A 12,812-nucleotide genomic window follows, 5' to 3' on the forward strand; every position below is an offset into this window, starting at 1 on the left:
TTAATACAAATGTAGTGATAAGTCAATGGAGAGTGAAGTATGACAATTTTTTCTATTATTTTTGTGGGAATCCTGGTAATTGTTCTTTCAATAGGTGTCTTATACTACAACAAGTTTGTGTCTCTCAGAAATATGGTGGAAGAGGCTTTTAGTAGCATCGATGTCCAACTTAAGAGGAGATATGACTTAATTCCAAACCTTGTGGAAACGGTAAAAGGGTATGCCAAGCATGAGCACTCTACGCTTGAAAATGTCGTTAAACTTAGAAACTTGGCCCAATCTTCTGAAAATATCACAGATAAGATTAAAAATGAAAACATGCTGACCTCAGCATTGAGAAGTGTGTTTGCTATTGCAGAAAGTTATCCGGATTTGAAGGCCAATGAAAATTTTCTATCCCTTCAGGCATCTTTAAACGAGATAGAAAATAACATTCAGTCCGCCCGAAGATATTACAATGCCGTCGTAAAAGAATATAACACTCTTTGTGAATCTTTCCCTTCCGTTTTTATTGCAAGGATGTTTCATTTTGGTAGGAAAGAGTTTTTTGCCATCGATGAAGATGAAAAGAAGAATGTGAAAGTTTCTTTCTGATGGATTTTTATAAATCGGCTATTTTAGACTGATATAGATTTTTATCTTTTTAATGGGGTTAGATATGAAATTGAAGCTCTATATACTCTTTTTTTTATTATTACCATTTTTCGTTTATGCCGAATTTTTTGATATAGAAGATTACAATGTATCCATCTCATTGAATAGAGATGCTTCGTTTGAAGTGGTGGAGGAGATTGTGGTAAACTTTTTTTCTCCCCATCATGGCATCTATAGGACAATACCATTAGAGTATCAGCAGGATCATATCAGTACAAATTTCGATAGGATGAATCTTGGGAGTAATGTATATAAAATAGATATTTACGATGTCTATGTGGATGGTCACCCATTTGTGAAGTCTAATGAAGGAAAGTATCTAAAGATCAGAATTGGCGATAAGAATAAAATGGTTTCAGGTATTCAGAAGTACGTTATTAAATATAAGGTTTATGGGGCTATAAATTTTTTTGATGATCACAGCGAATTTTACTGGAATGTCATTGGGCATGAATGGAATACCAATATTAAAAAAAGCTCTTTTGTTATCAGATTACCTGAGGATACCAATCTGGATGGTAATATGCTCATATTTTATGGCCCCTATGGAAGTAAAAAACAGATAGAAAACTTTAATTATACCAATAAAACTATAAAAGTAATGAATGATGTAAGCCTATTGCCAAGGGAGGGGGTTACTGTAGCTATAAGGTTTGATAAGTCATACTTCACACAAAATCGGTTTTTAAGATTAAAGCTATTTTTGGTGAATAATTGGGCTATTTTTATTCCAGTTATTGTTTTAATCGTTTCTCATCTTTTGTGGCTTAAGTATGGTAAAGATGATGATATTATAAAGATGGTGGAATATTTCCCTCCTGAAGGGTTAACACCTGCTGAAGCTGGTGTTATTATAGATGACAAAATTGATAACAGAGATATCATATCACTAATTTTTTACTGGGCTACAAAAGGTATTATCAAGATTGAGGAGATAAAAGGGGAGGGATTGTTTGCAAAAGATGATTATATTTTGATAAAACAGAAAAATTTACCATCAGATGCAAAGAGTTATGAAAAAATTCTATTTGATGAACTATTCAAAGTTCAAAATAATGTCGTGATCTCTTCTTTGAAAAATAACTTTTATACAACAATTAAGGAAGTTAGGGATGCCCTAAATAAAGAGATTGAGCGATCTAATATATACTATAAAGAGAGTAAAATTTTTCAGATTTTATTTATGGGCTCTGCTATTATTTCAGGTTTTTTTGCATTTATGATGATGGCTATTGGGGGATTAAACAATGCTGTTTATCTTGGAATATCCACGGTAATTTTATTGATCTATAGCTTTATCATGCCTAAAAAAACCAAAATAGGTATGGATAAATACAAAAAAATTGTTGGTTTTAAAGAGTTTATAGACAAAACAGAAAAGAGTAAGCTTGTCTACCTTTTAAACGAAGATCCATCATATTTTGATAAAACGTTGCCTTATGCGGTTGCTTTTAACATGCTTGATAAGTGGGTGGAAAAATTTGATGGGATTTTGAAAAGTCCTCCTGAATGGTATATATCAAATGGACATGGTTTTTATATACATAATTTTGGAAGATCTCTGGCTCATTCTGTTAATGCTATGGCAAGTAATTTTACTTCTGCCCCAAGCTCTGCTGGATCTGGTGGCTCTGGCTTTTCTGGGGGTGGTTCCGGTGGAGGCTTTGGTGGTGGAGGAGGTGGTAGCTGGTGAGCAGATACGCCATTTTTTCATCAGTCATATTTCTCGAATATCTACTACCTATTTTGTATGATGAACAGCTATTTGATATTCCGATATATACTTATAAATCTGAGTTGCATAGGAAAAACAGATCTTTTGACCTCAAAAACTATAAGGCTTTTTTTAATATAGTGGAGCTTTCTTTTGGTAAATTTTCAGAATTAAAAAATAGTATAAGACTTTCTGATAACACAACTGCTATTTTTTTAGACTGGAATAAGGAATTCCTTGATGAAACAGCAAATTTTTTTTCAGTTTACGTTCAGCCGGCATTACTTCCCATGTACAGGGGGTATGGTGCAATTACGGAACAATTTTTGAGGGGAGTTTCCGTCAGCGGCATTACTTTTTATCTCCCCTCTGATATTACAGATGCGGGGGATATTTTATATCAAAAAGAGATACGTATCGATTTTGAAGATTATCCGGAGGATTTTATCAGAAAAGTTTGTGGTGAGGTTTTGAGTACTATAAAAACAATCGATCTATCAAAATGTAAAAGGTTTAGCCAAAGGCAGGAGTTGTCATTTTCTTTAGGTAGAATAAGAAAAAGAGATGCAATTATAGATTTTAGAACTGATGCTCTATCTGTCTATAACCATATCAGAGGTTTTAGCCGTCCATTTTTTGGTGCTTTTTGTTATTATGAAGGGGAAAGAATTGTAATCTGGAGAGGTAAACCGGAGAGATGGCAGGGGGTATATGGAGAGCCGGGGGAGATTTTAAAAATCACAGATGACGGTACAGAGGTGGCCTGTGGAAATGGTACGGTGATCCTCACAGAGATGGAGAATTCGGTTGATATTAAAAAGTCATTTGTATTTAATAAGTATGCGAATGTTTTTGAAACCTTAGAAATTAAAATTAGTTGAATTACCTTGATTTTAGATAAAGATGCACAAAAACATCTGGCATGGGGAAGGTGAAAAGGAAGAAAAATAGGGGTAGACTTCTGTGTCTGCCTGGATAATACATCTATGGGCAAATATGTAGATTTGACCCTACGTATGGCTAAGGGGTGTAAAAAAATGGTGGATTTTAGCACAAAGTTCATTGATTTTTGTTTTAAAATATTATATTACAATTCTTTCGGAGGTAAGAGATGAGTGCCGTTATGAATACATACAATAGGTATAATATTACTCTTGTTAAGGGGGATTATTTTTATCTTTTTGATGATAATGGTAAAAAATATGTCGATTTTGCCACCGGTATAGCCGTGACAAATCTTGGACATTCAAATAAGGAGATTGCAGAAATCATCTGCAGACAAGCTGCTACGCTGATGCATACATCTAATCTATATAAAAATCCCATACAGGAAGAGGTAGCTCAGATTATTTCAGATCTTAGCTTTGGGGGTAAAGTTTTTTTCTGTAATTCTGGTGCCGAAGCTAATGAGGCGGCTTTAAAGCTTGCAAGAATATATGGAAATAAGAAATACAATGGTAAAAGATATAAGATAATTACAATGGTAAACTCTTTCCACGGAAGGACATTTGCTACCCTTTCGGCGACAGGTCAGGAAAAGGTTAAAAAAGGTTTCGAGCCGACACTTGATTTTATAAAACATATACCTTTTAATGATATTGAAGCTTTTAAAAATGCCATTGAACCGGAAACAGTGGCGGTGGTGCTGGAAGTAATCCAGGGGGAAGGTGGGGTTATCCCTGTTAGGAAGGATTATCTTGATTCAATTAGAAGAATATGCTTAGAAAAAGATCTTTTGCTCATATTTGATGAAGTCCAAACTGGTATAGGAAGGACGGGAGAGGTATTTGGATACCAGCTTTATGACGTAAAGCCAGATATCTTTACCCTTGCCAAGGCTCTTGGAAATGGTTTTCCTATTGGTGCAATGGTGGCAAGATCGGAAATAGCTGAATACCTATCACCCGGTACCCATGCAAGTACTTTTGGAGGAAATTACCTTGGTTGTGCAATTGCAAAGTATGTGTTGAAGACCGTTTCGGATAGAAGTTTTCTTGATAGTGTGAAGGAAAAAGGAAATTATATAAGATCAAAGCTGAAAGATATTTTCGGAGATATGGGTGAGATTAGAGGTGAAGGGATGATGATAGGTGTAAGACTCGTGGATTCTATACCATTATCGGATTTTATTGATAAAGCGCATAAAAACGGAGTATTGACGGTTCCTGCCGGTGATAATACTGTGAGAATTTATCCGGCTTTGAATATCAGCTATGATGTGTTGAATGAGGGGCTTGAACTTTTAAATAAAACAATTGGAGAGTTTAAATGAAAAAGGATTTTTTAACTTTAAGGGATTACGACTCTGATACTCTCAAAAAGCTTGTTCAGCTTGCAATTAGAATGAAAAAAGAAAGATTTACTTTTGGTAGAGATATTCTAAAAAATAAAACAGTTGCCTTAATATTTGAAAAATCATCCACAAGGACAAGAGTTTCCTTTGAAGTGGGGGTTTACGATATGGGAGGTTATCCACTTTTTTTGAGTAAAAACGATATACAGTTAGGCAGAGGGGAAACGATTGAGGATACTGCCAGGACTCTTTCAAGATATGTGGATATGATCATGATCAGAACTTTTGAACATAGCAAAGTAGAAAAGCTTGCAAAATATAGCTCTGTGCCTGTTATAAACGGTCTTACAGATGACTTTCATCCATGTCAGGTTATGGCGGATATTATGACAGTTTATGAAAGATTTAATAACTATAATTTAAAACTTGCCTATGTGGGGGATGGGAACAATATGGCACATTCTTTGATGATTGGGTGTTCTAAGTTTGGTATCGATTTTTCCATAGCTACTCCAAAAGGGTATGAACCTAAATCTGAAGTTTTAAGCTATGCTATGGATGTTGCCAGAAAAAACGGTAAAATGATCCACCTCACCAACGATCCATACGAAGCCGTTAAGGGGGCTGATATAATCTATACAGATGTTTGGACAAGTATGGGGCAGGAAGCTGAGAATGAGATAAGATTGAAAGCTTTTCAGGGTTATCAGGTGAATATGGATCTTCTCAGGGCTACGGGTAAAAAGACTTACTTTATGCATTGCCTTCCGGCACATCGGGGGGAAGAGGTTTCGGCGGATGTAATCGAATCTGAATTTTCGATTGTGTTCGACGAAGCAGAAAATAGACTGCATGCACAGAAAGCCATAATGGCTTACTTAATAAAAAATGGAGAATTTGGAGGTTTACTATGAGTAGAGAAAAGGTTGTATTGGCTTACTCAGGGGGGCTTGACACCTCTGTCATATTAAAGTGGCTCGACCTTAAAGGTTATGATGTCGTTGCTTATGTTGCAGATCTGGGGCAGAGGGATGACTTTAAGGCGATTGAGGAAAAGGCATATAAATCAGGTGCTAAAGAATTTTACGTTGTTGATCTAAAGGATTACTTTGTAAGAGATTTTGTTTTCACTGCAATAAAGTTTAATGCCGTGTATGAGGGTAGGTATCTTATGGGGACATCTCTTGCAAGACCTGTTATAGCAAAGGGGATGGTGGATATTGCCAGAAAGACAGGGGCAAAATATATTGCCCATGGGGCAACCGGTAAAGGTAATGACCAGGTAAGATTTGAACTATCTGCCGCAGCACTCTATCCTGAGCTCAAGGCCATTGTGCCCTGGAGAGATCCGGAATTTTTCAACGTCATAAAAGGGAGAAAAGAAGCTATGGACTTTGCCAGGGAGCATGGCATACCGATAAAAGCTACCGCGGACAAACCCTGGAGTTCAGATGAAAATCTTATGCATATCAGCTTTGAAGCAGGAATATTGGAAGATCCTGCCATGAGACCACCCAAAGATATGTTTGAGCTTACCACAGATCCCGTTGATGCCACCAACGAACCTGAGCAGATCGAGATAGAATTTGAAAAAGGTGTACCTGTAAAGGTAAATGGAAAAGCTTATTCCCCGGCAGAGCTTTTGAAGGTGGTAAATGCGCTTGGTTCCAAACATGGTATAGGACGGGTTGATATGGTAGAAAGCCGTTATGTGGGGATGAAATCAAGGGGTGTTTACGAAACTCCAGGAGCCACAATACTTATGGCTGCCCATAGAGACCTTGAAGGGCTTACGCTGGATGGCTCTTTGATAAATCTTAAAGACACACTTATGCCGAGATTTTCTCAGCTTGTATACGCTGGATACTGGTTTACCCATGAGATGGAGTGTTTGAGGACATTCCTGGAGAAAACTCAGGAATTTGTTACCGGTAAAGTTAGATTAGAGCTTTACAAAGGTAATGTTTATTACATCGGTAGGGAGTCTGAATACTCTCTTTATGATAAGCTTGTGGTATCTATGGATGATGATCTTGGCGCATATAATCAAACAGATGCCACTGGATTTATAAAGCTACATGCTCTTCCTATAAAAGCCCATGCAAAAAGGCTTGCAAAATTTGGTAAAAATATAATTGGGTGATATATGTATTTTCAGGATGTAATTCTTAAATTGCAGGAATTTTGGGCCAGGAATGGATGTATTATTTATCAACCATATGATATAGAGGTTGGGGCTGGTACATTCAACCCTGCCACTTTTTTAAGATGTCTTGGGCCTGAACCCTGGAATGTTGCTTATGTGGAACCCAGCAGAAGGCCCACAGATGGTAGATACGGTGAAAATCCAAACAGATTACAGCATTATTACCAGTTTCAGGTGATTTTAAAGCCGTCTCCGGATAATATACAGGATTTATACCTGGATAGTTTAAAACAGCTTGGTATAGACCCGCTAGAGCATGATATCAGGTTTGTGGAGGATGATTGGGAATCCCCAACCCTTGGTGCATGGGGGTTGGGCTGGGAGGTCTGGCTGGATGGTATGGAGATTACACAGTTTACATACTTTCAACAGGCTGGTGGTATCGATTTAAAACCGGTTTCCGGGGAGATAACCTATGGCCTCGAAAGGATTACGATGTATCTACAGGGGGTGGAGTCTGTTTTTGATCTAAAATGGAATGAAAATATCACCTACGGAGATGTTTACCACAGAAACGAAGTGGAATTTTCAAAATTCAATTTTGAAGAAGCGGATGTGGAGATGAATTTCAAGCTTTTCGAGATGTACGAAAGGGAATGTATAAGACTTGTGGAAAAGGGGATTGTTTTGCCAGCTTATGATTTCTGTTTAAAGTGTAGTCATACATTTAATCTACTGGATGCAAGAAATGCCATATCCGTAACAGAAAGAACCGGGTACATTGGAAGGGTGAGAAATCTCGCTAAACTCTGCGCTGAAGGGTATCTAAAATCAAGAGAGGAGATGGGTTTTCCGCTTCTAAATAAAAAGCTAATAAATAGATAATTTTAGTTTTTTGTATTATAATAAAAGGGTGGCGAGTGCCACCCTTTTATTTAAAGCATTTCAAATAATTTCTTCACCATTTCTTCAATTCCTATAGCAACTTCTGATATGCTATTTCCAAGCATATAAGCCGGTGTGGTGATTATTTTGTTTTCTTTATCCACCACAGCTTCTTTTACAGGGCATGAAATATGCTTACCACCAAGTTTTTCAATGGTGGAGGCTACACCTGTGTCTGTACCTATTGTGAGTTTTGGATCGATTTTTAAGCCGGATAATGCCTTGGCAAGTAAAACAGGTGCTATGCAAACAGCTGCAAGAGGTTTTTTAGCTTTTACTGTTTCCTGAACGACTCTTGCCACTTCTGGATCTATTTTGCAATCTGCACCATCAAAAGCAAAAGTGGTGAGGTTTTTGGCGGCTCCAAATCCACCCGGGAAGACAACAGCATCTACTTCTGAAACATTTAGATCTTTCAAATTTTTTATGTTACCCCTTGCTATCCTTGCTGATTCCACCAGAACATTTCTCGTTTCATCTTTTACCTCTTCCCCTGTTAGATGGTTCACAACGTGATATTGTGGGATATCAGGTGCTGCCATTACAAGCTCTGCACCATATTTGTCCAAAAAATACATGGTTAAAACGGCTTCATGGATCTCACTTCCATCATAAACGCCACATCCGCTTAATATTACTGCTACTTTTGGTTTTGCCATACAAACCTCCCTTTAATTTATTTTTTTAAGAGATTTTTAAATCTATCTACATTCATAAAGCTTGTTTTAGTACAATCATTTATACCCACACCATATAAGATATTACCACCGATAAAAATGTCATCAAATTTTTTACAGAACTCTTCGACCTTTTCAACTATTTTGTAGTGTCCTATGTAGTATTGGGGGATCGCTTTTTCCCATCTAAAATATTTTATTTTGTAAGGCTCTTTTTTTATTTTTAAAGTCTCTTTTATATCATCAAAAGCCATCCTGATAAGTTCATCGTCGGACTTTTCGATTATCCACCTATTTTTATCTCCACCCATTATCGTTCTAACTATTTTGTATCCATCCCTTGTCCTATCTGGAAATATTGAAGAATCAAAAAGTGCCCCTAAAATCCTTTTATTCTCTGAATGGGGTATTAGGTAGCCGAAGCCATCTAAAGGATCTTCTAAATCCTCCGTCTTGAATATAAATCCAACAACGAAGACAGGGGGGTAAGTAATCCCATTGAGATCTTTAGATAGATCTTTATCAAGTGCTGAAAGCATTTGAGAAACAGCATAGGCCGGGGTATTTATGAATATTTTATCAAATTCCATAAGGCTATTATTGGTATTTAGTATATATCTGTTCATTTTTTTATCGATTGAAAATACTTCAGTGTTTAACATTTTTGTGATACTTGTGGATTCGAGTAAATCTGTTATCATATTGTCCAGTCCATTTTTGTATGAGGTAAGAATACCGCCAGGGCCTGATGGACCACTTTTTTTCCCTTTTTTCTTTATCATCCCTTTAAAAAGGCCACCATAATTTATTTCCAGATCCCTTATTACGGGGAAACAGGATCTTAAGCTCATCTTTTCAGGATCACCTGCGAAAATGCCAGATACCATTGGGCCTATGAGGTATTCGAGGGCTTCTTTTCCCAATCTTCTTATAGCAAAGTCTGCCACAGATTCATCTTCGGGTACACTTTTCTGTATGAAATACTCTGATAGTATTCTCATTTTTGCTGAGAAAGAAAGAAGTTTGGATTTGAAAAACATTGGAGGGTTTTCAGGCAATCTATGTAAAATCCCATTTCGCATGATATATCTTTTTCGTGCTAAGTCATTACTTTTGACGAGATTGTTGCTTAATCCTGCCATGGATAGAAGTTCAAGGGTATGGGGTTTGCTGTCTAAAAAACCATTTGGCCCAGCTTCCACTATGAATCCATCTTCCCGTGAGGTCTCTATTGATCCTCCCCATCTCAATCTTTTTTCTATGATTGTTATTTCCATATCCAGACTTAATTCTTTTTTCAATTTTTCCAATAAAAAAGCAGTGGATATGCCTGATATTCCGCCTCCTATGATGGCTATTCTCATTTTAATACCTCTTTAATTGACATTTCAATAATTCAATTATATCATAAAAAAATAATGGAGGCAATATGAATAGAAATATTAAACCATCATGTTCGATTTGTGCCTGGCGGGGTACCTGCAATAAGAAATTTTCCATCAAAGATCCTTCAAAATGTATAGATTTTTCTCTGGATGTGACTATAGTACTACCTGATGATGAAGATGACAAAAAAGAGAAAGATAAACCAGAGAAATAGATTATGAAGATAAAGACAGGTATCGGGTTTGATGCCCACAGGTTTATAGAAGGTAGAAAACTGATTTTAGGTGGGATTGAAATCCCTTATGATATGGGGCTTTTGGGGCATAGTGATGCTGATGTGTTGATTCATGCAATCATTGATTCACTTGTGGGGCCTGCCCTTGGAAGAGATATAGGTAATCTTTTTCCTGATAACGACATGAAATATAAGGATATAGATTCTAAAATACTTTTGAAAGAATCGGTATCTCTTGTAAGAAAAGCAGGGTTTGAGATATCAAATGTTGATGCAACTATAATAGCTGAAAAGCCAAAAATGAAACCTTTCATACCAGAAATGAGATCAAAGCTTGCGAACGTTTTGGAAATTGATCTTGATGATATTACTATAAAAGCCACCACTACAGAAAAGATGGGGTTTACGGGAAGAGGGGAGGGGATAGCGGCAATAGCCGTATCCACCATCATAAAAAGTATTAGGCAACCTTAGGTTTGTTCTCTTTTATTACTGAAGCGATCCCCTCTTTATAGCTATTTACATCACCCACATATCTTATATAATCTGTTTCGGCTAAGTACTTTACCTCGTCAAGTGTTATCCAGGCTCTTTCAAATTTGTTGTCAATTGTGACAACCCTTTCACTCCAGGGTTCAAAAGAACTAAAGCTTATAAGATAGAAATGCTCCTTTGTAATAATTGACCTTACAAGAACTACTAATTTTTTTGTTTCGTATCTTTTGTCTTCTATCTCAAATATTGATCCAGCATAGAATTTATCCATGTTTCACCTCCAGAGATATAAGTTATAACATATTATAAAAAAATCAAGTATAGATTAAATATGTTTAAATAAAACATAATGTTTTATTTTTCAATCTAAAATGTAATTGAGAATATCCATAGGATTTTTGGCTATGAAATCTACATTGTGAATATCTTCTATTTTTCCAAATCCCCAATTGGCAAAAACCATTTCTATATTGGCATTTTTTGCTGCATAAAGGTCGGTATGATTATCCCCCACCATGATAACTCTTCTTACCGGTTTGCTATTATTTAGTATGTAAAAAATCATATCGGGATCAGGTTTTCCCTTTTTTACCTTACAAGCCCCAACAATATTGCTAAAATATTGATCAATTTTAAGATGTGACAGCATCCTTTCGGCAAATTTTGTGTATGCATTAGTGGCAACTGACAACTGAAAATTAAATCTTTTTAGTTCTTCAAGAAGGTCTAAAATACCTTCATATAGATGAGTATTTTTTATGCATTGATCAAAATAGTGGGATTCGAAGAGGTTGCGGTGTTGGGGGGTATATTCTTCTATTCCATATAATCCATAGGCAAGCCGATTTCTATCTCCGTTTATTATATCCACCACCTCTGTTTTGGTAAGTGGTGGTAGCCCAAAATTTGACCTCACAAAGTTCACCGAGATGGTGATATCTTCACTGCTGTCTATTAATGTGCCATCCATGTCAAAAATTATAATATCTTTCATCTATATCCAACCTCTACAAGTGTCGGTTTTAATATGTCTACGATGATTTGTGGATTTATTGATATTAAAAATCCCCTTTTACCACCATTTATATAAATTTTTTCTAAATCTAAGATAGTTTTTTCCATAAAAATTGGCAACTGTTTTTTTGTGCCGAATGGGGAAGTACCCCCCACCAGATACCCGGTATGTTTTTGGGCTACTTCCGGTGTACATGGATTTATTGTCTTTACACCTAAAAATCTTGCCAAGTTTTTTGTGGATATCTCCATATCCCCATGCATAAGGACAATTAAAGGTTTTTTCGTTTCATCTTCCATTACTATTGTTTTAATTACTGTATGTTCATCCACTCCAAGCTTCATAGATGAAGCTCTTGTGCCACCTTTTTCCTCATATTCGTATAAATGTTTACCATAGATTATCTTTTTACCATCAAGTAATCTTGTTACGGGAGTTATGGGAAACTTTTCTGACATATTCACCTCAGCTTTTCATCTTTCTTGCCCTGCAGATAAATGCACTGTGGTTGTATATCCACATTTCAGGACGGACGGATAAACCATCCACCTTCCATGGTCTTTTGATTAGTTCAAATGATTCTATGTCTGCGAAGTAATTTAATTCTTTTAGTGTATCCACAAAAGTTTTAAGCTGTAAAACAGTTGGAATATACGCAACAACAATCCCACCATCCCTTAAACCTTCTTTTAAATATTTTAATACATGCCATGGTTCCGGAAGATCCAGAAAGACTCTATCATACACACCCTCAAAACCTTCATAGATATTACCTATTTTTATTGTATGATTGTCTACATTTCCGAGGTATTCTTTTATGAATCTCTCTGACTGCTCTGCAAAATCCTCTCTTATTTCGTAGCTCACAAGGCGACCCTGACCGGCAAGTGCCCTCAAAAGCGCTATCGAAAAAGCCCCCTGACCTATTCCAGACTCCAATATCTCAAGACCTGGATAAACATCCCCTTCCATCAACATTGCCGCTGTATCTTTGGGATATATAATCTGGGCGTTTCTTTTTATATGCATGACGTAATCTATGTAAGTGGGTTTTAGTATTGTGTATTTAATATTTTTACTGCTTAGTACTATCCCCCCATTACCAGCTTCGATTATTTTATCATGTTCGATATAGCCGTAGTTGGTGGAGAATTTACCCCCCTCTTTTAGAGTGACCGTGTGTTTGTTTTTTTTATGATCGGTTAATATAACTTTATCGCCATACTTTAGCATCCATCACCTCTTTTTATTT

Annotated in this window: 15 protein-coding genes; 9 read left to right on the forward strand and 6 right to left on the reverse strand. The window is 36.4% G+C overall.

Annotated elements, in window-relative coordinates; all coding sequences use genetic code 11:
* The first annotated feature begins 39 nt into the window (after positions 1-39).
* The 7 genes from ACP5Q2_RS05650 to glyQ all read left to right on the forward strand — a co-directional run bounded on the left by ACP5Q2_RS05650 (position 40) and on the right by glyQ (position 7,692).
* The gene (locus ACP5Q2_RS05650; RefSeq protein WP_424605377.1) at positions 40-594 is read left to right on the forward strand and encodes a LemA family protein; all 555 of its coding nucleotides are present in this window, start codon (positions 40-42) and stop codon (positions 592-594) included.
* A 64-nt stretch (positions 595-658) separates the two neighbouring features.
* Positions 659-2,347 (forward strand): DUF2207 domain-containing protein, encoded by a 1,689-nt coding sequence (locus ACP5Q2_RS05655; RefSeq protein WP_428098082.1) that lies wholly within the window; start codon positions 659-661, stop codon positions 2,345-2,347.
* Positions 2,344-3,249: a formyltransferase family protein gene (locus ACP5Q2_RS05660; RefSeq protein WP_428098085.1), complete on the forward strand. Its 906-nt coding sequence runs from the start codon at positions 2,344-2,346 to the stop codon at positions 3,247-3,249. Before ACP5Q2_RS05655 ends, ACP5Q2_RS05660 begins: the two co-directional genes overlap by 4 nt.
* 230 nt (positions 3,250-3,479) lie before the next feature.
* Positions 3,480-4,640, forward strand: a complete 1,161-nt coding sequence (locus ACP5Q2_RS05665) for an aspartate aminotransferase family protein (protein WP_424605380.1) — start codon at positions 3,480-3,482, stop codon at positions 4,638-4,640.
* Positions 4,637-5,575, forward strand: coding sequence for an ornithine carbamoyltransferase (argF, locus tag ACP5Q2_RS05670; protein WP_424605381.1), 939 nt, complete (start codon positions 4,637-4,639; stop codon positions 5,573-5,575). The genes ACP5Q2_RS05665 and argF overlap by 4 nt, the downstream gene beginning before the upstream one ends.
* Entirely contained in the window at positions 5,572-6,804 is a 1,233-nt protein-coding gene (locus ACP5Q2_RS05675; RefSeq protein WP_428098089.1) for an argininosuccinate synthase, read from the forward strand. The genes argF and ACP5Q2_RS05675 overlap by 4 nt, the downstream gene beginning before the upstream one ends.
* A 3-nt stretch (positions 6,805-6,807) precedes the next feature.
* The gene (glyQ, locus tag ACP5Q2_RS05680; RefSeq protein ID WP_424605383.1) at positions 6,808-7,692 is read left to right on the forward strand and encodes a glycine--tRNA ligase subunit alpha; all 885 of its coding nucleotides are present in this window, start codon (positions 6,808-6,810) and stop codon (positions 7,690-7,692) included.
* 50 nt (positions 7,693-7,742) lie between these two features.
* Here glyQ and elbB read toward each other — a convergent pair whose 3' ends face one another.
* Both elbB and hemG read right to left on the reverse strand, forming a co-directional pair.
* Positions 7,743-8,411, reverse strand: a complete 669-nt coding sequence (elbB, locus tag ACP5Q2_RS05685; protein ID WP_424605384.1) for an isoprenoid biosynthesis glyoxalase ElbB — start codon at positions 8,409-8,411, stop codon at positions 7,743-7,745.
* 17 nt (positions 8,412-8,428) lie between these two features.
* Positions 8,429-9,793, reverse strand: a complete 1,365-nt coding sequence (hemG, locus tag ACP5Q2_RS05690) for a protoporphyrinogen oxidase (RefSeq protein ID WP_424605385.1) — start codon at positions 9,791-9,793, stop codon at positions 8,429-8,431.
* A 65-nt stretch (positions 9,794-9,858) separates the two neighbouring features.
* Between hemG and ACP5Q2_RS05695 the strand changes: the two genes are divergently transcribed.
* The gene (locus tag ACP5Q2_RS05695; protein WP_424605386.1) at positions 9,859-10,029 is read left to right on the forward strand and encodes a hypothetical protein; all 171 of its coding nucleotides are present in this window, start codon (positions 9,859-9,861) and stop codon (positions 10,027-10,029) included.
* A 3-nt stretch (positions 10,030-10,032) separates the two neighbouring features.
* A complete protein-coding gene (gene ispF, locus ACP5Q2_RS05700) occupies positions 10,033-10,524 on the forward strand; it encodes a 2-C-methyl-D-erythritol 2,4-cyclodiphosphate synthase (RefSeq protein WP_424605387.1) in 492 nt (163 codons plus the stop codon).
* On the opposite strand, the gene ACP5Q2_RS05705 is transcribed toward ispF, so the two are convergent.
* From ACP5Q2_RS05705 to ACP5Q2_RS05720, 4 genes are all read right to left on the reverse strand, one after another.
* Entirely contained in the window at positions 10,511-10,816 is a 306-nt protein-coding gene (locus tag ACP5Q2_RS05705) for a hypothetical protein (RefSeq protein WP_424605388.1), read from the reverse strand. The genes ispF and ACP5Q2_RS05705 overlap by 14 nt on opposite strands.
* A 90-nt stretch (positions 10,817-10,906) precedes the next feature.
* Positions 10,907-11,539, reverse strand: a complete 633-nt coding sequence (locus ACP5Q2_RS05710; RefSeq protein WP_428098096.1) for an HAD family hydrolase — start codon at positions 11,537-11,539, stop codon at positions 10,907-10,909.
* Positions 11,536-12,018: a Cys-tRNA(Pro) deacylase gene (gene ybaK, locus ACP5Q2_RS05715; RefSeq protein ID WP_428098098.1), complete on the reverse strand. Its 483-nt coding sequence runs from the start codon at positions 12,016-12,018 to the stop codon at positions 11,536-11,538. Before ybaK ends, ACP5Q2_RS05710 begins: the two co-directional genes overlap by 4 nt.
* Positions 12,019-12,025: 7 nt before the next feature.
* Positions 12,026-12,793: a tRNA (adenine-N1)-methyltransferase gene (locus ACP5Q2_RS05720; RefSeq protein WP_428098101.1), complete on the reverse strand. Its 768-nt coding sequence runs from the start codon at positions 12,791-12,793 to the stop codon at positions 12,026-12,028.
* Between the last annotated feature and the right edge of the window lie 19 nt (positions 12,794-12,812).

It is taken from the genome of Calditerrivibrio sp., assembly GCF_049968475.1.
GTDB classification, from domain to species: Bacteria; Chrysiogenota; Deferribacteres; order Deferribacterales; family Calditerrivibrionaceae; genus Calditerrivibrio; species Calditerrivibrio nitroreducens_A.